Consider the following 18,312-nt stretch of genomic DNA (forward strand, 5'->3'; position numbering starts at 1 on the left):
CTGAATCCATCGTGCGTCTTCGATCAATGAATGCGAATACCGTTTTTCAGGAAGAACGCTTATGAGCCGCTCTTGACGAAGTGGGAAGTCCCTGTAGAAGTGTTAGGCTGGGGAGCAAAGGTCATTGCATTCTCTCCGCAACATCAAGGGCAATTTTTTCTAGAAGCGTCAGATCATCTACCCCATCCTCTCGAAGAAAGAAATTTCCGAGTTGGCTGTCGTGATAGATGGAGATAGGCACACCGGCTGACCTTACTACCCACCGACGCGAATAGATTGAATCAACAGATTCGGAGACCTCACCGTTCCATTGCTTCTGAAGATATTTGACGAAGGAGTCGACGCCCTCCCAAGCGCTATCGAACCCCAGGTGGTATTCGACGAAGCCATTTTCGTTTGTTCGCTTTGTGACTGGAGGGATCGCCATAGCTTGGCCTAACGTGAAGGTCAGCGGCCGCCGCAGGCGGTCCGATGGAACGGCATGTTATTCCTCATGTGCGCGGAGCAGGCTGAGAAATCCCGCAAATGAGGAAGCAACGTTGATAAGACCGTCTTCGCCAGGAAGCTCGTGGAACCACGCTGAAACCACAGGTTCTCCACGTTGCCGAAAGTCAAGGCAGATCAGGTTGCCGCCACCGTCCGCGGCAACAGGCACGACGCTCTGTGGGAGGCCATGCTCCGACCATGAGGAGAGCATTGCCCACAACGATTCGGACGACCAAGGTGAAACTGAAATCCAACAGCCAACGGAGCCGCGCGACCTAGACTCAGGGAACGAAAAGTCCGCATCGCCGTAGGCACCGGAAAATGAGGCGAGCAACTCAACATAAGCTTCCGGAAATCGGACGCCAAGGAGTAGCTGTGCACCTTCAATCTCTTTGCTCCGATGCTCCCCGCGCCACTGGATCGAACCCTGGGACTTTCATGAGGAATAACTTTGATGTATCTCGATCGTTAAGAATTTCCGCGCAACATTTGAGCATGTGCCCCCGCTGCAGGGCAACCGCTTCCGAGTGCGGTGCGCGCGCCGAGCAGCGCCGCGCTGGCGGCCTGGTGAACGGGGCACCGTTCGTGGTGCGCCTGGACCAGCGGCAGCCGTTCGACTGGCGCCCTACCTGCAGTGGCCTCACCTGGTCACTGCATTTCGAGCCAGACCCACGGGACGTGAGGCAGTCGCGTGTGTTCGGTGACAGGAACCTGTGGATGCGCGCCTGCCTGGCGCGCGTGTGGCGGGCCATGCGGCGGGAGATGGCGCCTGCGCTGGCACAGCGCCACTGACGTTGCCCAGAAGGCCGCCCATGACCTGGAGGCGGGACTTCTTCCCTTGCTCTGCCATCCAACACCTCAGGCGGCTGCCGCCTCGACGATCCATACCGCGATGGCGCTGTAGTTGTCCTGGTCGCGCCGGCCCTGTGCCACGATGGCGTCGCGCATGGCCGCCAGCCAGGCCTGCGGCGAGTCGGCGGTCACCAGGCTGGCGACGATGCCGGCGTCGCCCACGCTGGCCCACCAGCCGTCGCTGCACAGCAGGAACACGTCGCCGCTGGCCAGCGGCTGCTCGGCCGTGGTGTGCGGCTGCAGCTCGCCGTCGATGCCCAAGGCGGCCGCCAGGTGGTGCTTGTGTGGGTGGTGCCGGGCCTGCTCGGGCGTCAGCACGCCCGCGTCGATGAGGCCCTGCACCAGCGTGTCGTCGCGCGTGACCTGGTCGATGCTGTGTCCGCGCAACCGGTACAGCCGCGAATCGCCCACGTGGCTCCACAGCGCGACGCCGCGGCGCGGGTCTAGGCACAGCGCCACCACGGTGGTGTGCATGGGCGCCTGCGTGCGCCGGCCCCCGCGCACTTCGGCATGGGCGGCCAGCACCGCATCGTTCAGCAGTTCGGGCCGCCAGGGCAGCGTGGCGTCGCCCAGGCCGGCCTGCAGGCTGCCGACGGCGCGGCGCGCGGCTTCTGCGCCATCGGCATGCCCGCCCGCGCCATCGGCCAGCACGGCAAACCAGGCCGGGCCGTTGTCGCGCATGAGCACCACGTCCTCGTTGATGGCGCGTGTTCCCTGTTCGCTGCAGGCCGCCACCTGCAGGCGCAAGGCCGGTGCCGTCATGGGTGCACCCTTCGGCCTGCGGCCTGTCCCGCCGGGCGGGAGCGAGCTTGCTTGGGGCGGCCCGGCGCGGCAGACGTGGCCCCCACGCTCCCCGCTACGCGAGGTTCGCTGCCCCCCGAGGGGGCGCGAGCTTGCTTGGGGCGGCCCGGCGCGGCGCTCATTGCTTGTCGCCGGCATGCCGGGCCAGGCGCTGCAACTGCTCCTCGTAGGCCTCCAGGAAGGCCTTGCCGAACAGCGCGTGGAAGTCCTCGCGGGCCTCCTCGCGCAGCGCCTCGAAGTGGCGCAGGTACAGTTCCCAGAGCCGCGCCTTGCGGTTCTGCGGCAGCACGCTGTCGAGCACCGAGCGGCCACTGAGCTTGGATTCCAGCACCGTGGGCTCGAAGCGCGCCAGCACGCCCTCCAGCGCGGCGCGGGTGCCGGCCATGCTGCCGATGGTGTGGCCCACCAGGTCCTGCATGGCGTCGTGCATGGCTTCGCCCGCGGGCAGGAAGCCGCGCAGCGGCGGGCGCAGCAACTGCTCCAGAACCGACTGCGCATCGGGCGAGAACTTGAGCGGGTTGTTGTCGCGCGCGCGGATCATGGTCACGTTGGCACGCAGCTCCTGGCGCGTGGCCGCGCGCACGGCCAGCATCTGCAAGGTGCCGTCGACAGCGGCGCGCAGCAGTTCGCCGACCAACTGCATGCGGGCGGCGCCGCTGCCCTGGGCCGGGTCGGGTCGGATGCCGGCGCCGGCGCAGAAGGCGGCCCAGAGCGCGTCGTCGCCATCCGAGGCGGCCAGCGGCGGTGCGACCACCGGCACAGGCCTCGGCACCGGACCTGGGGCCGGATCCGGGGGCGGCACGGGGCGTGGCATGAAGGGCGTCTGCAGCAGTGGCGTGTGGTCTGCCTGCGTGGCCGGCGCGGGCGCCAGCCGCGGCGTGGTGTCGGTGGCGCCGGCCATGAAGCCGGCCATCGCATCGTGCGTGGGCGTGCCCGGCGACAGGCCGAACATCTCGTCGAGCGAGCGGCCTTCGCCGGCGGGCAGCAGGTCGGCGAAGGGGTCGTCGGCGGTCGCTGCCGGCGTGGGCGCCGCTGGGCGAGCGCTGTCGGCGCGCGCGGCGAAGGGGTCGAAGTCGTCGGGCAGCAGCGCGGCCGCCGGCGCCGCGCGCGCGGGCGGTGTCCGGGGGGGCGCTGTGTCGCCGCCGAGCAAGTCCGCGAAGGGATTGCCCGCGCCGGCCGGCATGGCCGGCGCGGCCGGCCGCAACAGCGTGGCGCCCGCATCGGGCTCCGGGCCGGCCACCACCTCGAGCCGGTAGCCGCCGATGCGCACCTCGTCGCGTGCCTGCAGCGGCGCCGACTCGCCCTGCAGCAGCGGCTGGCCTGCGACCACGATGGGGTTGGCGCTGCCGATGTTGCGGATCAGGAAGCCGCCCTGCGGCCGGGCCTGGATTTCGGCCTGCTGGCGCGAGATGTGGCGCTCGGGGTCGGGCAGGGCCAGTGTGTTGTGGTCGGCCCGGCCGATGGTGCCTCCGCGGTCGTCGAACTGCGCCGTGATGGGCTGGGTCAGCGGCAGTTCGTTCAGCGACACCGCGCGCAGGGTCAGGGTCATGGTGATGCGCTCCTTCGGCCCGGCCATGGTGGGGCCGCGGGGCGCCAGGCTCAATGTCCGAAAGTCATGGCCAGCCAGGCGGCGACGGCGCCGAACACCAGCGCCAGCCAGGCCCAGGTGCGCACGGCCCCGTCAGCGCGCCGCAGCCGCACTGCGCGCAAGGCAGCCGCGACGAGGAAGGCGCCGGCCAACAGTGCGAACACCACGCCGGTGTGCATCAGCCGCCGCGGGCCGGCAGGCCGAGCAGGCGGCGCTGACGCCAGGTCGGCGCCGCCACGTTGAACAAGGCCTGGCCCGGCTGCAGCAGCACCAACTGCTGGGCCGCGAGTGCGCGCTGGCGCTGCGAACCCGTGCGCAGCACCTGGCCCAGGTGCTCGGCGGTGGGCGCTGCGCCGACGAAGCAGCGTGTGGCACCCGCCAAGGTGCCGGCCTGTGCCTGCCACCAGCGCTGCACGCGCGCCGGGTCGGGCCAGGGCAGGTTCTCGTCGTCGTCGAGCGCCACGTTGTCGTCGTCCGGATCGTCGTTGGGGCCGGTGGCAAGGTCCGCGGGCGCTGGCCGTTCCAGGTCCAGCGCAGCGAGGTCGGCGCCGGTGATGGTGGAGAAGGCCTCGCCGGCCACGCGCGCCAGCGCCACGTCCTCCATGCGTTCGATGAGCCAGGGCACGAGCCGCGCATCGCCGAGCCAGCCGATGGCGCGCACGGCCTCGCGCGGCGCCACGGGCATCAGCTGGCGCAGTTGCGCGCGTGCCTGTTGGGGCGGCAGCGCCTGCACGGCCAGCGGGCGCAGCAGGTCGCAGGCGGCGGGCGTGGCGAAGGCGGCCTGTTCGAGGGCGCGCAATGCCGCACCACGGTCGCCGAGCAGGCAGGCCGCATGGGCGGCAGCCGCGTCCTGGGGGGCGGACTCCAGCGCGGCCAGCACCAGCGGCAGCAGCGCGCTGCGCCCCAGCGCGGCCGCGGTGCGCAGCGCGGCCAGGCGCAGCACGGGATCGTCCGCGCGCAGGGCCGTGGCCAGCGCCGGGCCAGGGTCGACATGGTGCAGCCGGCAGGCATCCAGGCCCAGCGCGCGTTGCCACGGCGACGCGGCGGCCAGCAGCGCACGCACGGGTTCGCGCAGCAAGGGCGCGCTGGTCCAGCCCAGTGCCGAAACGATGCCGCGCCAGGCCTCGGGCGCGGCAGGCGCGAGCGCCAGCACGCGGTGCTGCACGGCGGTGTCCTGCGCCTGCAGCGCGGCGGCGAAGGCCGCGAAGACCTCGCCGCAGCCCAGCTGTTCCAGCGCCGCCTGCGCACGCGCGAGGCCGTAGGCGCCGGCGACGGCCAGCCCGTCCAGATGGGCGTCCAGCCGTTCGTCGAGCCGGCCCAGCTGCAGCAGCCGCACATGCGGTGCGCGCACCAGCACCGAGCGCACGTGGCGCAGGTGCAGCGCATCGTCCGCGTGCTGCTGCACGATGGCCGGAATCGGCGGGCGCTGCAGCGCCCGCCCCGGGGGTGCCATGGCGGTGGCGGGCTCGGCCTGCAGGCGGGTGGAGGAGAGGGGCGCTTGCACCGGGACATGCTGCGCGTGGCGACGGGCCCAGGGCAATGTCCGAAAGTCACCTGCGCAATGCGCGCGCCGCTCCCATACTGCAGGCGTCGCATCGAGAGCGTCTTCCATGCCGAAACCATCCCTGGTCTTCGTGGCGGTGCTGGTGCTGCTGGCCGGCTGTGCCACACCGCCTCCACCGGCACCCGCGCAGGTGCCCACCATGCCGGCGCCGGCGCCACTGCCGCCCGAGCCCGACCCCACGCCGCCGCGTGCGCCGCAGCGCCCGGCCACGGCGGCGGAGGCGGCGCAGGCGCAGAAGATCGCGCGCGCCGTGATCGACCTGCTGGAGGCCGGCAAGGAGGACGAGGCGCGCGCCGAACTCGACCGCGCGCTGGCGCTGGACTTCAACAACAAGCTGGCCGTGAACCTGATGCGCCAGATCACCATGGACCCGGCCGAACTGGGGCGCGAGTCCTTCAACTACACGGTGCGGCCCAGCGACACGCTGTCGCGCATCGCACAGCGCTTCCTCAACGACCTCTACGCCTTCTACATTCTGGCGCGCTACAACGGCATCGCAGTGCCCAAGCAGATCAGCAGCGGGCAGGTGCTGCGCATCCCGGGCAAGCCGCCCGCGGGCGGCACCGCTGCGGCGCCCGAACCCGCCGCGCGGCCGCCGGCGCCCGCGCCCAGCCGGGCCGCCGCAGCCCCTGCGCCTGTCCCGGCCGAGCCGCCCGCAGCCACGCCCGCACCGGTGCCGCCGCCCCCGCCGGCACCGACACCCGCGCCCGAGCCCTCGCCGGGTGAGCAGGCCCTGCGCAGCGCAGAGGCGGCCGAGCGCGCGGGCCAACTGGAGCGCGCGCTGACGGAATACGAACGTGCGGCAACGCTCGACCAGTCCGGTGCGAAGGCCCGTGCGGAGGCCGTGCGCAAGCGCCTCGTCGAACGCCACGGACTGGCCGCGCGCTCGGCCTTTGCGCGCCAGGACCTGGCCAGCGCGATCCGCAGCTGGGACCGCGTGCTCGAGCTCGAACCGTCGAACGAGACGGCGCGGCTGGAGCGGCAGAAGGCCCAGCAGCTGCAGGAGCGGGCCGACAAGCTGAAGTGAGCGCGCGGCTCAGGGCGCGTCGGCCTGGTTGCTTGCGGCGGGCCTGGCCGCGGACCGCGGCCGCGGCGGCGCGGCCTCCAGTCCGTCGCGCCGCTGGATCGTGAGCCGCGAGGGCTTGCCCAGATACATGCGCCGGTTGCGCTCGCGTTCGAGCGCGCGCAGTGCATCGGCCGCCTGCGCATGGTCGGGCTGCAGCGCCAGCGCGCGCAGGTAGTGGGTGGCGGCCTGGTCCGGCGCGCCGCGCCGCTGGGCCGCTTCCGCGCGGTCGAGTTGCTCGGCAACGGCGGCGGCGATGCGCTGGCGCAGCGCGGCAGCGCGTTCGCGGTAGGGCGCATGCGCGGGCCGCAGCACCACCAGCACCTCCCAGGTCCAGGCCGCGTCGGCCCACTGGCCCTCGTCTTCCAGCTGCAGCGCGCGCACGCGCTGCAGCCCTTCGAAGCGGCCGATGGCCTGCTCCTGCTGGTCGGGCGACGGGGCGGCTGCAGGGTCCGCGGCCGGGCCGGAGGAGGGTGCGCTGGCGCAGCCGGAAAGCACCAGCACGCAGGCGGCCAGCAAGGGCGCGGACGCTGCGCTCATGGCTGCGTGCCGATGCGCCGGCTGGTCTGCAGGCGGGCCCGGAACGCCTCCATGTCGTGGTCGCCGAAGATCATGGTCCGGCGCAGCATGAGGGGCTGGGCGAAGAACGGGTTGCCGCCCGGCGTGACGGTGACGGCCAGCCGGTAGTGCTGGCGCGCCAGCAGCTCCAGCACCTGCTCGTTGGCATCGCCGAACGGGTAGGCGTAGTGCTGCACCGGCGTGGGCAGGCGCTGCTGCAGCAGCTCGCGCGGCACGCGGATCTCCTGGTCCAGGCTCTGGCGGTAGCGCTCGTCGCTCTCTCCGGCCTGGCGCTCGATCAGGTTGCGGTGCGTCTTGGAATGCACCTGCACGTCGACCAGGCCCGAGGCCGCCAGTTCCTGCAGCTGCGGCCAGCCCACGGCCAGCCCGGCGCCGATGAAGTCGGTGTAGACGAACAGCGTGGCCGGCAGGCCGAGCCGGCGCAGCACCGGCCAGGCATGCTGGTGGAAGGAGGCGTAGCCGTCGTCCACGGTGACGACCACGGCGCGCGGCGGCAGCGCGGCCCGGCCCGCGAGGTAGTCGCCCAGCTGCGCGAGCCGCACCACGCGGTAGCCGTTGTCCACCAGCCATTGCATCTGCTCGGCAAAGCGCGTGGGCGTGACCGACATGCGGCCACCGCCACTGCCGAAGCGGTGGTAGCACAGCACCGGCACGGTCTGGTAGCTGTCGCCGGTGATGCCGCCCGGGTTGGGGGCCTGCAGCGGCACCACCAGCGGCACACCGGGCTGGGGCTGCGCGATGCCGCCATTGGCCGCGGCGATCTGCCAGTCCTGCTCTGCGCTGCCCAGCCATTGCGCGGCGATGCTGCGCAGCGTGTCGCCGCTGCGCGGCAGGTAGACCAGCAAGCGCTCGCCACGCGCGAGCACGCCGTCCTGCGACGCCTGCGGCGTGGCCACTGGCGCGGGTGCGGTCGCCGGCGGTGCCGGCTGTGGCGTACCGCAGGCCGCCAGCAGCGCAGGCACCAGGACCACAGCGGCGCGCAGCGGGCAGGGCAGCAGCCACATGCCGTCAGCCCGGTTGTTCGCTTGCGGGCGAGGCCTCGGCGGGCGGCGGCGCGGTGCGCTCCTGCAGCGCCTGGGCCATGCGGTCGAAGGCCGCGTAGAGCTGGCCGAACTCGTCCTTGCGCTGCTCGCGGATGCGGAAGTCCAGCCGCCCCGCGGTGATCTCGTCCATGGCCTCGCCGACCAGCCGGATCGGCCGCGCGAACCAGGTTCCCACCAGGTACATGGCCAGCGCCACGGCCGCGACGGTGACCAGCGCCAGCACCGCCATCAGCCACTGCGACTGGCGTGCCACCGCGGCCAGCGCGCGCTCGGGCAGGCCCAGCACGACCTGGCCCACGGCCTTGCCCTGGAAGGTGATGGGCGCGGCGAAGCCCAGCACGGTCTCACCGCTCGCCTCGTAGCGCGTGCGCTGCACGCCGCCGGCCTCGCCCAGCGCCTCGCCACTGGGTGCGCGCCAGGGCTGGCCCACCAGTTCGGGCCGGCTCGCGGCACGCACCACACCGCCGCGGTCGGTCACGGTGATGCTCTCGAAGTCGCGCGTCTGCATGAGGTTCTGCAGCGCCACGTCGACGACCACCCAGTCCTCGGACAGCGCCGGCACCGCGTTCTGCGCCGCGATGAAGCGCGTCAGTGCCGCACCCGAGTCGCCCACCTGCGCCATCAGCGCGGCCTGCTGGCGCTGCACGATCAGCGAGGCCGTGATGGCCATCACCCCGGCCACGATCAGCGCCATCAGGCCGGCCCACTTGAGCCGCAGCGGCACGCCGCGTGCCTGCGTGCCTTCGCCTGCGCGCGCTTGCTCGTCGATCTCGGCCAGCACGCGCTGCAGCGCCTCGGCCAGCGCCGCGCCGCTCTGGTGGCGCCGCTCGGGCGCCTTGGCCAGGCAGCGGTCGATCACGCGGCGCAGCGCGGGCGGCACCTCGGGGCGCAGCTTCTCGATGGGCGTCGGGTCTTCCTTGGAGATCTTGAGCGCCAGCGTGACCACGCTGTCGCCCTGGAACGGGCGCTGCCCGGTCAGCATCTGGTAGAGCACGATGCCGGCCGTGAACAGGTCCGAGCGGCCGTCGATCTTGCCGCCCTGCATCTGCTCGGGCGACATGTACTGCGGCGTGCCCAGCACGTCGCCCACGCGCGTGCGCTGCTCGCCGGCCGAGGTGGCCGCCATGTGGGCGATGCCGAAGTCCATGACCTTGATGGTCTGCCCGCCGCGCAGCCGCGCGATGTTGCCGGGCTTGATGTCGCGGTGCACGATGCCGCGCTGGTGCGCGTAGTCCAGCGCCTGCGCCAGTTGGATGCCCATGACCACCACGTCGCGCACCGGCAGTGGCTGGCCGCCCTGCAGCAGGTCGGCCAGCGGATCGCCGTCCAGCAATTCCATGGCCATGTAGGGCCGGCCGTCGATCTCGCCGACGTCGTGCACGGTCACGATGTGCGGGTGCGAGAGGCCGCCGGCTGCGCGTGCCTCGCGCAGGAAGCGCGCGCGGTACTCCTCGTCCTCGCACAGCGAGGCGTGCAGGAACTTGATCGCCACGTCGCGGCCGATGTCCGGGTCGTGCGCGCGGAAGACCGTGGCCATGCCGCCGCGGCCGAGCTTGGCGAGGATCTGGTAGCGGCCGACCTGGCGCACCTCGAGGTCGGCGGCATGGGCGCTGCCGCCGGGCAGGGTCAGGCCGCTGCCGCGGGTGTGGGTGTTGGTCTGGGTGTGCAGCCGGGTGTGGGTCGGCGGTGTGCGTGGGCCGGCCGTGCGCGGGGCGATGCGGGTGGCGTCGGCGTCCAGCGGCGCGGCCTGCGCGTCCGCATCAGGCGGGGCGGAAACCTGCAGTGTCTCGTCGCGGGCGGCTTCGGGCATGGGGGCATGCTGAACGCGGCGCGGCGTGGCGGCAATGAACGAAAGTCATGGCGCGGCGGATGGCGCGCGGAGCATGCCGGCGTAGATGCCGGGCGTGGAGTCGGGGATGTCGATGGCGCTGGCGACGTGGCGGAAGAAGTCGGGTGCGCCGACGGCGCCGGCCACGGCGTAGCCATAGCCCATGGCGCGCATGTCGTGCAGGCAGGCCAGCAGCAGGGCGGAGCCGATGCCGGTTCGGCGGGCGGTGTCGAGAACGCCGATGGGGCCGACGAAGCTGCGGGCGGTGGCGTCGTAGCTGCAGAAGCCCAGGAGCTCGGAGGGGTCGCCACGGGTGGCGATGAAGAGGGTGAGGGGGCGGTTGGCGAGGGCGGCGCGGGCTTCGCTGGCCCAGGCAGGGGTGAAGTGGTGGGCGATCCAGGCGATGAGGAGTTCGTGCTCGGGGCCGATGGGCTTGCGGATGTGCGGGCCGGGCAGGGCAGGGGCGGCCGGCAAGGTGGCAAGGGCGATCAGCATGTCCATGGCGCGGCTGCATCGTGGCGGAGCATGGCCGCTCCGCGCACTGACCAAAGTCATGTGGCAATGCGGGGCGGACAGCCGTGCGCCACGCTCATGGGATCGGCAGCAACTCCTTCCTGAACAGGCTGACACGCCAGACTAGGTTGTCCAGCGTGCTGTAGACCACCTGCAACCAGCAGCTGCGCAGGCGCCACACGGCCGAGCCGCCGAGCCCGGTTTCGTGCTGCTCCTCGGGCCGGCCAGGCAGCTTGCCGAACGCTTGCGCCGGCGAGTCGTCGAACGACAGTCCGAACGGTAACTCGCCGGCCCAGGCGCGCGCGTCCAGGTCCCGGTCCCGGTAGAAGGTGATGCTGTCGAACACGCCATGGAAGCCGGCTGCGCGCCCGGGCTGCGCCGGTGGCGCGCCGACGTGGATGTCGAAGCCGAACTCCTGGCGCAGATCGATCATCAGCTCGGGCCCCAGGCGCTCGACCTCATAGCCGACACCGAGCGGAAGAAAGGCCTGCCGAAAGGCGGGGCTGTCGACCGGCTGCCCGAGCAGCGAGGCCACCGTGGCCATCGAAGGATGCGGCGGGACCGACGTGTCCAGGGACGGCCAGGGTCCCTCGCGCAGGCAGCAGATCACATCGGCGATCGTGTCTTCGCCGACGCCATAGCTGACGATCAAGCGCAGGTCGGGTAGGTCCCACACATCGCGGCGATGCGCGCGCGACGGCCAGCCGTTGCCGTGCAGCAGGGCCTGCACCTGCGCGCGGCCGAACGCGAAGTCCAGACCGTACGGCAACGCCTGCGAATAGGGGCGATGGCACGGCGGACGGTTGTAGAAGATGACCTCGTGAAAGAGCATCGGGAGGCGCCCACGCAGCCCGGGCTCCTCGGCGCGCAGGTAGGCCTCGTCCATGAAACCGAACTCGATGCCCTGTTCCGGCAGCGCGAACCAGTCGGTGAAGCGTTCGGGCGTCTGCGGATCCAGCGCCGGCCGCCACCGCAGCCCATGGGCGTCCAGCATGGCCTGCACGCCGCCCTGCGTGGCAGCACGGCCCAGTTGCGACAGGATGGACGTGGCACGCATGCCGATGCTTCTCAGTCTTCGGTCAGGCGCTGCATGTAGTCGCGCCAGTTCAACTGCACGTACTGCAGCACCCCGCCTTCGTTGTAGTTGAACCCGACATGGCAGATGCCGCGGTGCCAGACGCGCGCATAGACCACACCGTCGTCCTCGTCCACCATGTCCGGCGGACCGAGCTTGCTGACCAGTTGATCGACCGTGTCGTCCAACCGGGCCTGGCCGGGCAGGCTGCCGGAGAAGGCGCGGAAAGCCGGGCTGCTGCTCTGGCGCCCCGAGTACAGGGTCGCGCCCACGAACACCATGGGGGCATTGCCGTAGCGCAGCACCGGCTTGCGCGCGATGTAGTCCTGGTCGACGAACATGAGTTCGATGCCCATGGCCTTGGCGGCGAGAAAGTCGTCGGGGTCGTCCTTCTTGGCCTTGGGCTTGTCGTACAGCTTCAGCTCGCCGAGCATGGCCTGCATGTCGGACGATTCGAATGGCTGGCCCAGCAGGGCTTCGATGCGTTCGTGGTCCATGGCGTGTCCTCCTAGGTCTTGCGGATGATGGCTTTCAGAAACTTGTCGAAGTAGTTCGGATCTTCATCGATCTTGTCACGGATCTCCTGTGCCCAGGCGGCATAGAGCTCCCGGCATTTCGCGTCCATGTGGTCCTTCATGTTCTCCTCGATCGCCTTCAGGTCACGCTTGGTCGCAGCGTTGAGCTTGGCCGTGCTCGCGCCATCGGCCTGGGCCTGCTCGGCCGACTGGCCGTAGCTCTCGCTGTGCTGCTGGTGCAGCGCCTTGGGAATGGCAATGGCATCGGCGAGGTTGTCGACGGCTTTGCCCATTTCCTCCGTGAACCGCTTGCCCATCGACGCGGCGAGCTTCCTGGCGCGCTCCTTCAGCGCTGCCTTGGACGGCACATGGTCGCGGTCGAACTGGTTCTTGCCGGTCTTCTTCTTGAGATCGCCATAGCTGCCGGACTCGCCGCAGTCCAGCACCTCGCGCACACGCTTGTCGGGCTGGCCGACACCCATCGCATTGACCGTGTTCTCGTGGTTGTGGAACATCTTGTCCGACAGGCGGCAGGCGTTGCTGCCTTCCATCTTGACGTCAAACGAGTACAGGAGCCAGGTGGCTTCCTTCATGAAGGTGTTCGACTTCACGCCGCCCACCGTGCCGGCCTCGTCGCCGTTGCTCAACGAGAACTCGGATCCCTTGATGGCGATCATCATGCCGTCGGCTTTGACGGTGGACGTTCCCTTGGCCAGCGTCGCGGCCTGCGCGATGTTCGGATAGGGCATGGGCACCGGCCCGCCCGGCGTCGGCGTCTTGCACACGTCCGGCAGGGTTGCCTTGGACAGCCCGTTGCTGCCCTTGTGCACCAGGGAATTGGTGGTGCCGTTGACCTTGACGCTCGACGGCATGGCTAGTGACCTGCCGGCCGGCGCTCGAACAGGGCGGCGCCGCGCAGGGGCCCGTCCGAGCCGCCCCAGACCAGGACCCAGGGGCCTGCGGCGTAGCCCTTCAGCCCGGCCATCGCCGCCGCCGCCACACACAGCGGGGCCGAGGCGGCCCCGACGTCGCCCCAGGTGTCGGCCGGCGCGATGAAACCGCTGGCGCTTCGTAGGCGATCGGCGACACGCAGCGCGGTGAAGGCGAACTCGTTGGCGCGGTCCCGTTCGCCGTTCATGTCGCAGACGACATCGTCCACCCGTCGGCGGTCCGGAAGGGCAGCCAGGGCGCCGGACAAGGCCTGCGTCAGGCCCGCGCCGGTGCAGACCTGCCCGGCGGGGGTGCACGGCTCACTGCCCAGGCCGACCGACGCCAGGCGCGCCAGCGTCGGCAGGCGCAGCTGCGCACATGTTCGCTGGGTGCACAGCAGCAGCGCGGCACCGGCTTCGCCCGGCACCCGTCCCCATGGATCGTTCAGCGTACCCGCGCCATGGAGCCGCGCACAGGATTCCAGCCAGGCCAGCGTGTCGGGCTCCAGCCAGGAATCGGCGCCGGCCACGATGCAGGCATCGGCGCGGCCGTCGTGCAAGGCCTGCGCCGCGGCGCGCAGTGCAGCGAAGCCCGCCGCATGGCCTTGCGCAAGGCTGGCCAGCACGGGCGGCGCCTGCAGTCCGCGGAACTCCAGCCCACGGCGCAGCGCAGCGCAGGTCTGCTCCACCAGGTCCAAGGGGAGGCCGGGGCGCGGTGCCGGCAGGGCCAACACCAGGCCGCAGCGCAGGTCTGGTGCTGGCCCTGCCAGTGGCTGGAAGGCTTCCTCCACTGCGTCGACAAGCAGGGCTGCCAGGCGCGCGGCAGCATCGGTTCCCCAGGTCAGCCAAGCTGCCGGTGCCACGCGCACGGCCTGGCCCAGCACGTCGTGCGCGAACGGATGGGCGACGAACCCTGCAAGCCCCGCCCGCTGCGCCGCGCAACTGGCGTGCCAGCCGCGGCCGACCGAGGTCGCGGCGCCGGCGCCGACGAGGTTCAGGTCTTGCGGGTTCACTGCAGGCCGGTTCCGTCGTCAGGTGCACGCCGACGCAGGCGCCGCGCCGGCCGGCAGGTGGGGCGCCAGCGCAGTCCAGTCACAGGACACGACCGTGCGCTCCAGCCAGTCGCCGCGTTCATGGCACGGCAGTGCGGAATGGAACACCAGGCCACAGCGGGGCGGCGCGAGCAGCACGCTGTGCAGTTGGCCGGTGTGGCGCAGCGGGGGGCCGCGCAAGAAATGCGTCTGGAAGCGCGGTGTGCAGCGCGGCAGGTGGAACGCCAGATCGCCGGCGGGACTCAGGCCGTGCAGCAGCACCGGCTCGCCGCCCTGCAGGAAGTGGGGCGCCTGCTGGTCCTCGGGAACGCTCTGGAAGTAGCGCTCGTCGAAATCGTCGGGCACCAGTGGTTGCCGCGTGGCCATCCAGCCCGCGTCGTAGGTGCCGGCCCATCGCGCGCGCGGCTGCCAATGTGCGGCCACGACGCCCAGGCCGGCAGGGCGCGGCCTGTCGCGCCACCAGAGCACGCGCTCGTCCGGGTACTCGACATTGGGCGGCGCGCTGGCCTCCGGGCCCTCCCCCCCGACGCAGAAACCGGTGCCCACCGGATTGCGCATGTCCTGGGCCGTGGCACCGGCCTGCGGATCCATGCCGCCGAAGGCCCGCTCGTAGACGATCGGCATCTGCGTGAACGCCTGGGCGGGCCCGGGTGCCCCGCGGCGCCAGCGTCGATCGCCGGTGACGCGCAGGCGCTTGAGCACCGGCCCGACGCGCACCTGCACCTCCATGGCCTCGACCTCACGACCCAGCGGAGCGTGGGCGATGCCCTCGACCGCGATGTCCGTCGTGCGCTTGGTCAGGACCAGGTCGGACTCCGCGAGCAGGCTGCTGCACTGCGGTGCACCCCGGTGCAGCGGCGCCGCCCGTACCGGGTCTTGCTGCTGCGCGATCCGCAGCGCGCCGTCGGCGCCGAGTTCGAACGTGGCCTTGACTGCGGTGATCCAGACTTCGCGGCCGTCGCGGTCGCGCACCCAGGTGCCCGCGGCTGCGAACGGGGTCCGGTTGTCGATCTGCCACATGGCGCACCACTAGTTGATGTCGACCACCGCGCCCTTGATGCGGTTGCTGCCGGTCGAGGTGCTGACCAGGTGCGCACCTTTGACAAGGACCTTGCCGGCCCGCGTCAAGGTGATGCTCGCGGCGCCGCACTCGAGCACGATCTCGCGCGCGGCCTTCAGGTGGATGCGCTGGTCGTCGGCCGTGATGGTCAGCCCCGACGATGTCGCCGCGCAGCTGCGGCGGCTGCCGGGCTCCAGCACCACGCCGAGAACGATGGGCCTGCACAGGTCTTGCTCCTCCAGCACGAACACGACGCGTGCGCCGATCCAGTGCTGGTGCAGTTCCACGATGGTCTGCGCACGCCGCAGCTCGCCCGCCGGCCACAGCGCGCAGGTGAGCAGAGGTGCGTCGTCGCTGTCGAAGCCGCCCAGCCTTCCGGTCTGCACAGCCGCCAGTGCCGCCACCGCCGGGACCAGGGGCGGTGGATCGGCGAGGCCATGCGCGAATGGCGGGGGAAGGGGGTCGCGGTGCATATGCGAACGTCGCCGTCAGTTGATGCCGACCTTGCTGCCCTTGACCACGATGGCGCCGGATGCCTTGACATCCACATCGCCCGAGCCCTGGATCAGGATGCCCTTGCCCTTGATCGTGATCGATCCGTCCTTCTTCATCAGGATGCTCGCGCTGCCCGTCGCGAGGCTGATCGACTCGGCCGCTTCGATGACCAGGTTCTTTCCCACTTTCAACGCATCGTTCTCGCCCACCTCGGTCTTTCTCGCCTTGCCGACCTTCGTGTTCTGGGCGCCCTGGACCGACAGCGTGCGGTCCTTGCCCACCTGCGTGGTCTGCGATGCGCCGATGTTGTTGCTCTGCGCGCGCCCCACACTCGTCGACTGGTTCGCACCCACGGTGATGGTCTGCGCCGCGCCCACCGCCACCACCTGCATCGCGCCGATCGCGATCTCCTGCGCCGCGCCGATGGCGATCGTCTCGTTCACGCCCACCGTGTGCGTGCGCTGCAGCGCCACGGTGGCGGTCTCGCTGGCGCCTACGGTGATGGTCCGGTTCGAACCGATGGAAATGGTTTCATTGGCCCCGACGGTCTCGGTGCGGTTGGCGCCGACAGTGATCGTCTCGTTGCTGCCCACGGTCTCGGTGCGGTTCACGCCGATGGCGATGGTCTCGTTGTTGCCGACCTGCTCGCTGCGGTCCACGCCGATGGTGATGGTCTCGTTGTTGTCCACCGTCTCCGTCCGGTCGTGCTTCACATGCACCGCCTCGTCGTGGTCGATGGTCTTGGTGCGGTCGTGCCCCACCCAGTGCGTCTCGTCGTTCTCGACCTCGATGTCCTGGTTCTTCTCGGCATGCAGCCAGACCTGCTCGCTGCCCTTCTTGTCCTCGAAGCGCAGCGCGTTGGCGTTCGACACGCTGCCGCCCTTGCTCGAACGCGTGAGGATGCCGCTCTGCGTCGCATTGGCCGGCAATTCCCAGGGCGGCATCTGCTCGGCGTTGTAGACGCGGCCGGTGATGAGCGGTTGGTCCGGGTCGCCTTCCAGGAAGTCGACCACCACTTCCTGCCCGATGCGCGGGATGTGGACCACGCCGTAGTTCTTGCCGGCCCAGGGGTGCGACACGCGCATCCAGCACGAGCTCTTCTCGTCCTTCTTGCCCAGCCGGTCCCAATGGAACTGAACCTTCACGCGGCCATACTTGTCGGTGAACAGTTCCTCGCCACGGGGGCCGGTGACCACCGCCGTCTGCGGCCCCTGCACGAAGGGCTTGGGCGTGCGGCGTGGCGGGCGGAACTGCTGGCTCGCGGGGATGGCCGAGAACTCGCACTGCCAGCTGCCGGCACCGCCGCCGCCATCGCCGGTCTCGTAGGCATCGTTGCGCGCATGCACCGTCGTCTGCGTGACGAGGTACTCGGCGTTCTGGTTCTCGCGCGGGTGGCGCTCCAGCGTGAGCAGGCGGCCGGCCTCGATGCCGTGCGCATTGCTGCTTCCGTGCGCGGTCTCGTAGCGGGTCTGCTGCTCGTCCAGCCGGGCCTCGGCCCACTGCGTGCCGTCGGCCGACTGCACGTAGTCGCCCTGCCAGTCGTATTGCTCCAGCGCGCCGATCTTGTAGGGCGGCTTGGTCCCGGCCTTGACCTCCAGCGGCGTCGACGGACGCTCGAAGTCGAAACTGCGCAGCAGCGTGTGGTCGGTCTCCACGGCACTTGCGAACTGCCAGCCCGAGATGCACTCCACATCCGGCGGTGCTTCGCCCGGGTTCTCGTAGTAGGGCAGTGTCTTGCAGTCGGGCGCGGCGTCGTGCGCGCTTTTGGAGTCCACCAGCACCAGCTTGTGCTCGCCCTCGCCGTGCTCCACGTACCAGTAGATGCCCTCGTGCTCGAGCAGGCGGGCGACGAAGTTGTAGTCGCTCTCGCGGTACTGCACGCAGTAGACCCACTTGCGGTAGCTGCGGAACAGGTTGAACTTGAAGCTGGCGCCGGCGTGGTCCTCGAACACCTTCTTCACGATGTCGGGCACGCTCAGGTCCTGGAAGATGCGGCAGTCCGTCGTGCGCGTGAGGAACCACAGCCAGGGCCGCACGCTGGCCTGGTAGCCGTAGTAGCGGCCGCTGCGCGCACCGATGGAAAAGCGCGTCACGTGGCCGTGGAAGTGGCGCTTGGCGTCGCCCTGCAGCTGCACCGTCACGCACATGGTCTTGCCGAGCAGGTCCTGCGGCTGGAGGTCGGGCTTGGCGCTGACCAGCGCCAGCTGCATCTCGCCGAGCAGGCTCAGGCCTTCGGAGCTGCGCATGGACTCGAACAGCAAGTCCTCGGGCGGCAGCGGGGAGGTGAGGGTGATCGGGGCCGGCATGGTGGGGCTGGAGTCCATGCAACGGTAGGGGCCGGGGGCGGGGCGGGCAACAGACTAAAGTCATCGGCGCGGTCTGCCATCGATGGCGATGCGCCGAGGGCGCTGGCATGCGATGCCGCCTTCGCCGAGCGCCTGCTCGCGTCGCTCGCGATGCAGGTCCCTGCGTCCGGCTTCGTCTGGTCGATGGCGCTTCAGCGCCATGCGAAGCAGAGAGCGCAGACGAAGGCAAGCGCGGGACGACCGACTCAGCCAGGGCCCGCCACAAGCGCTTCGCGAACGGCCAGAAGAAATGCGCGTGTCGTGGGGCGGAAGGATGTGGGGATGATGTCGGGTCGAAAGATGTCCTGGAACCGTTCTTCCATGCCTTCGTCGCCTGTGGCCAGAAAGGCGTCGATGTCATCGACCAGGGGCGCGACCAGTGCAGCGTCGCTTTCGGCCTTGAACGCCGCAACCACTTCCTCCAGGGAGTTGCCATGGATGTCGAAATCCTGGTGAAACCAGCCCCCTATGAAAGCGGCCAGGTCGGGAAACTGTTGTTGCCCTTTGGAGATGATGGTCGGCAT

General features: G+C 70.5%; 18 protein-coding genes. 1 reads left to right on the top strand and 17 read right to left on the bottom strand.

Features of this window, described 5'->3' with window-relative positions:
- Positions 1 to 484: 484 nt before the first annotated feature.
- The 5 genes from ASF45_RS37115 to ASF45_RS16190 form a co-directional block, all read right to left on the bottom strand.
- A complete protein-coding gene (locus ASF45_RS37115) occupies positions 485 to 907 on the bottom strand; it encodes an SMI1/KNR4 family protein (RefSeq protein WP_082551062.1) in 423 nt (140 codons plus the stop codon).
- A 437-nt stretch (positions 908 to 1,344) separates the two neighbouring features.
- Positions 1,345 to 2,100: a PP2C family serine/threonine-protein phosphatase gene (locus ASF45_RS16180; RefSeq protein WP_056664518.1), complete on the bottom strand. Its 756-nt coding sequence runs from the start codon at positions 2,098 to 2,100 to the stop codon at positions 1,345 to 1,347.
- Positions 2,101 to 2,257: 157 nt separating this feature from the next.
- Positions 2,258 to 3,688 carry a type VI secretion system-associated FHA domain protein TagH gene (gene tagH, locus ASF45_RS16185; RefSeq protein WP_162244014.1) on the bottom strand — a complete coding sequence of 477 codons (1,431 nt, stop codon included), beginning with the start codon at positions 3,686 to 3,688 and terminating at the stop codon, positions 2,258 to 2,260.
- A gap of 50 nt (positions 3,689 to 3,738) precedes the next feature.
- Positions 3,739 to 3,906 (bottom strand): hypothetical protein, encoded by a 168-nt coding sequence (locus ASF45_RS35380; protein WP_156473042.1) that lies wholly within the window; start codon positions 3,904 to 3,906, stop codon positions 3,739 to 3,741.
- Positions 3,906 to 5,231 (bottom strand): TIGR02270 family protein, encoded by a 1,326-nt coding sequence (locus ASF45_RS16190; RefSeq protein WP_056664524.1) that lies wholly within the window; start codon positions 5,229 to 5,231, stop codon positions 3,906 to 3,908. The genes ASF45_RS35380 and ASF45_RS16190 overlap by 1 nt, the downstream gene beginning before the upstream one ends.
- 106 nt (positions 5,232 to 5,337) lie before the next feature.
- On the opposite strand from ASF45_RS16190, the gene ASF45_RS16195 reads away from it, so the two are divergent.
- A complete protein-coding gene (locus ASF45_RS16195; protein ID WP_056664527.1) occupies positions 5,338 to 6,318 on the top strand; it encodes a LysM peptidoglycan-binding domain-containing protein in 981 nt (326 codons plus the stop codon).
- Between the two features lie 9 nt (positions 6,319 to 6,327).
- Here the strand turns inward: ASF45_RS16195 and ASF45_RS16200 are convergent, their stop codons facing one another.
- From ASF45_RS16200 to ASF45_RS16255, 12 genes are all read right to left on the bottom strand, one after another.
- Positions 6,328 to 6,894, bottom strand: a complete 567-nt coding sequence (locus ASF45_RS16200) for a hypothetical protein (protein ID WP_156473043.1) — start codon at positions 6,892 to 6,894, stop codon at positions 6,328 to 6,330.
- Complete coding sequence (locus ASF45_RS16205; protein WP_056664533.1) at positions 6,891 to 7,937, bottom strand: polysaccharide deacetylase family protein; 1,047 nt, start codon at positions 7,935 to 7,937, stop codon at positions 6,891 to 6,893. The genes ASF45_RS16200 and ASF45_RS16205 overlap by 4 nt, the downstream gene beginning before the upstream one ends.
- A 4-nt stretch (positions 7,938 to 7,941) precedes the next feature.
- Positions 7,942 to 9,786 (bottom strand): protein kinase, encoded by a 1,845-nt coding sequence (locus ASF45_RS16210; protein ID WP_056664536.1) that lies wholly within the window; start codon positions 9,784 to 9,786, stop codon positions 7,942 to 7,944.
- A 45-nt stretch (positions 9,787 to 9,831) separates the two neighbouring features.
- Positions 9,832 to 10,305 (bottom strand): GNAT family N-acetyltransferase, encoded by a 474-nt coding sequence (locus ASF45_RS16215; RefSeq protein ID WP_056664538.1) that lies wholly within the window; start codon positions 10,303 to 10,305, stop codon positions 9,832 to 9,834.
- An 88-nt stretch (positions 10,306 to 10,393) separates the two neighbouring features.
- On the bottom strand, positions 10,394 to 11,374 hold the full coding sequence (locus ASF45_RS16220; protein WP_056664540.1) for a hypothetical protein: 981 nt from the start codon (positions 11,372 to 11,374) through the stop codon (positions 10,394 to 10,396).
- A gap of 11 nt (positions 11,375 to 11,385) precedes the next feature.
- On the bottom strand, positions 11,386 to 11,889 hold the full coding sequence (locus ASF45_RS16225) for a hypothetical protein (protein WP_056664543.1): 504 nt from the start codon (positions 11,887 to 11,889) through the stop codon (positions 11,386 to 11,388).
- 11 nt (positions 11,890 to 11,900) lie between these two features.
- Positions 11,901 to 12,779 carry a DUF4150 domain-containing protein gene (locus ASF45_RS34090; RefSeq protein ID WP_063887698.1) on the bottom strand — a complete coding sequence of 293 codons (879 nt, stop codon included), beginning with the start codon at positions 12,777 to 12,779 and terminating at the stop codon, positions 11,901 to 11,903.
- Positions 12,780 to 12,781: 2 nt separating this feature from the next.
- Positions 12,782 to 13,849, bottom strand: a complete 1,068-nt coding sequence (locus ASF45_RS16235; protein ID WP_056664546.1) for a beta-ketoacyl synthase N-terminal-like domain-containing protein — start codon at positions 13,847 to 13,849, stop codon at positions 12,782 to 12,784.
- Between the two features lie 18 nt (positions 13,850 to 13,867).
- Positions 13,868 to 14,908: a DUF2169 domain-containing protein gene (locus ASF45_RS16240; protein WP_063887699.1), complete on the bottom strand. Its 1,041-nt coding sequence runs from the start codon at positions 14,906 to 14,908 to the stop codon at positions 13,868 to 13,870.
- Between the two features lie 9 nt (positions 14,909 to 14,917).
- Positions 14,918 to 15,421: a DUF6484 domain-containing protein gene (locus ASF45_RS16245; RefSeq protein ID WP_056664550.1), complete on the bottom strand. Its 504-nt coding sequence runs from the start codon at positions 15,419 to 15,421 to the stop codon at positions 14,918 to 14,920.
- A 15-nt stretch (positions 15,422 to 15,436) separates the two neighbouring features.
- The gene (locus ASF45_RS16250) at positions 15,437 to 17,749 is read right to left on the bottom strand and encodes a type VI secretion system Vgr family protein (RefSeq protein WP_056664731.1); all 2,313 of its coding nucleotides are present in this window, start codon (positions 17,747 to 17,749) and stop codon (positions 15,437 to 15,439) included.
- A 245-nt stretch (positions 17,750 to 17,994) separates the two neighbouring features.
- Positions 17,995 to 18,312 (bottom strand): contact-dependent growth inhibition system immunity protein, encoded by a 318-nt coding sequence (locus ASF45_RS16255; RefSeq protein WP_056664553.1) that lies wholly within the window; start codon positions 18,310 to 18,312, stop codon positions 17,995 to 17,997.

It is taken from the genome of Pseudorhodoferax sp. Leaf265 (genome assembly GCF_001422365.1).
In the GTDB taxonomy this organism is placed as follows: domain Bacteria; phylum Pseudomonadota; class Gammaproteobacteria; order Burkholderiales; family Burkholderiaceae_C; genus Pseudorhodoferax.

What these genes read in the sequence shown, in the direction of transcription:
- tagH (WP_162244014.1), bottom strand. Translation starts at nt 3,688, where the DNA reads ATGACCCTGACCCTGCGCGCGGTGTCGCTGAACGAACTGCCGCTGACC.
- ASF45_RS16240 (WP_063887699.1), bottom strand. Translation starts at nt 14,908, where the DNA reads ATGTGGCAGATCGACAACCGGACCCCGTTCGCAGCCGCGGGCACCTGG.
- ASF45_RS16210 (WP_056664536.1), bottom strand. Translation starts at nt 9,786, where the DNA reads ATGCCCGAAGCCGCCCGCGACGAGACACTGCAGGTTTCCGCCCCGCCT.
- ASF45_RS16215 (WP_056664538.1), bottom strand. Translation starts at nt 10,305, where the DNA reads ATGGACATGCTGATCGCCCTTGCCACCTTGCCGGCCGCCCCTGCCCTG.
- ASF45_RS16205 (WP_056664533.1), bottom strand. Translation starts at nt 7,937, where the DNA reads ATGTGGCTGCTGCCCTGCCCGCTGCGCGCCGCTGTGGTCCTGGTGCCT.
- ASF45_RS16200 (WP_156473043.1), bottom strand. Translation starts at nt 6,894, where the DNA reads ATGAGCGCAGCGTCCGCGCCCTTGCTGGCCGCCTGCGTGCTGGTGCTT.
- ASF45_RS16225 (WP_056664543.1), bottom strand. Translation starts at nt 11,889, where the DNA reads ATGGACCACGAACGCATCGAAGCCCTGCTGGGCCAGCCATTCGAATCG.
- ASF45_RS16250 (WP_056664731.1), bottom strand. Translation starts at nt 17,749, where the DNA reads ATGCCGGCCCCGATCACCCTCACCTCCCCGCTGCCGCCCGAGGACTTG.
- ASF45_RS16245 (WP_056664550.1), bottom strand. Translation starts at nt 15,421, where the DNA reads ATGCACCGCGACCCCCTTCCCCCGCCATTCGCGCATGGCCTCGCCGAT.
- ASF45_RS16195 (WP_056664527.1), top strand. Translation starts at nt 5,338, where the DNA reads ATGCCGAAACCATCCCTGGTCTTCGTGGCGGTGCTGGTGCTGCTGGCC.
- ASF45_RS16220 (WP_056664540.1), bottom strand. Translation starts at nt 11,374, where the DNA reads ATGCGTGCCACGTCCATCCTGTCGCAACTGGGCCGTGCTGCCACGCAG.
- ASF45_RS34090 (WP_063887698.1), bottom strand. Translation starts at nt 12,779, where the DNA reads ATGCCGTCGAGCGTCAAGGTCAACGGCACCACCAATTCCCTGGTGCAC.
- ASF45_RS35380 (WP_156473042.1), bottom strand. Translation starts at nt 3,906, where the DNA reads ATGCACACCGGCGTGGTGTTCGCACTGTTGGCCGGCGCCTTCCTCGTC.
- ASF45_RS16255 (WP_056664553.1), bottom strand. Translation starts at nt 18,312, where the DNA reads ATGCCGACCATCATCTCCAAAGGGCAACAACAGTTTCCCGACCTGGCC.
- ASF45_RS16180 (WP_056664518.1), bottom strand. Translation starts at nt 2,100, where the DNA reads ATGACGGCACCGGCCTTGCGCCTGCAGGTGGCGGCCTGCAGCGAACAG.